Origin of the sequence: Mesorhizobium sp. M7A.F.Ca.CA.002.09.1.1, assembly GCF_003998555.1 — a bacterium.
GTDB classification, from domain to species: domain Bacteria; phylum Pseudomonadota; class Alphaproteobacteria; order Rhizobiales; family Rhizobiaceae; genus Mesorhizobium; species Mesorhizobium ciceri.
Genome location: NZ_RZRR01001360.1, coordinates 1 through 940, shown reverse-complemented (window position 1 = coordinate 940; position 940 = coordinate 1). Strand labels below are relative to the sequence as shown.

The 940-nt window shown below is 61.5% G+C and carries 2 protein-coding genes; both read right to left on the bottom strand.

What is annotated here, in order from left to right:
• A partial coding sequence (locus EN994_RS33220) for an iron-containing alcohol dehydrogenase (RefSeq protein WP_127308244.1) occupies positions 1-513 on the bottom strand: 513 nt, incomplete at its 3' end.
• A gap of 17 nt (positions 514-530) precedes the next feature.
• Positions 531-940, bottom strand: a 410-nt coding sequence (locus EN994_RS33215; protein ID WP_127308243.1) for an aldehyde dehydrogenase family protein, incomplete at its 5' end; no start/stop codon positions are given.

Sequence of the window (940 nt, the reverse complement as noted above, 5' to 3'; positions counted from 1 at the left end):
GAAGATGACCTTCTTGGTGTGCGTCGCCTCATTGGTGATAACGCCGGCGCGGCCAACTTCCGATCCGGTCCCGGCGGTGGTCGGCACGGCGATGATCGGCGCGATGGCGTCCGAATTGGCGCGCGTCCACCAGTCGTCGACATCCTCGAAATCCCATACCGGCCTGACCTGCCCGACCTGGAAGGCGATCAGCTTGCCGAGATCGAGCGCCGAACCGCCGCCGAAGGCGATGACGCCGTCATGTTTGCCCTTCTTGAACACGGCGATGCCGGCGGTCAGATTGGACTCGACCGGGTTAGGCCTGACCTCGGAGAAGACGCCGTAAGGAACCTTGGCGTCGTCGAGTATCTTCAGCGTCGAGGCGACGACCGGCAGTTTCGCCAGTCCAGGGTCGGTGACGAACAACGGCCGCTTGATGCCGGTGGCCGCCAGCACCTCAGGCAATTCCTTGATGCGGCCGGCGCCGAAGCGGACGGTGGTGGGGTAGTTCCATTTGGAGATCAGCTTGGACATTTTTGTCTTTCAATAAATCAGATGGCTTCGCGCAGATGGAATGATTTCGGCCGGGTCAGATTGTCGTAGCCGATGGCCGACAAGCCCGCACCCTTGCCGGTGTCCTTGACGCCGGTCCAGACCAAGGCCGGGTCGAGGTAGTCGCAGCGGTTCATGAACACCGTGCCGGTCTCGACGCGGTTGCCGATCGCCACGGCATGCTCGGTATCGCGCGTCCAGATCGAAGCGGTCAGCCCGTAGGGACTGTCGTTCATCAGCGCGATCGCCTCTTCGTCGTTGCGCACCTTCATGATGCCGACGATCGGGCCAAAGCTTTCCTCGCGCATGACGCTCATCTGATGATCGACTTCTGTCAGCACCTCAGGTGCCAGATAAGGCGAACCAGCCTTGTCGTTAGCCACCTTCATGTTGATGTGCGCCTTGGCAC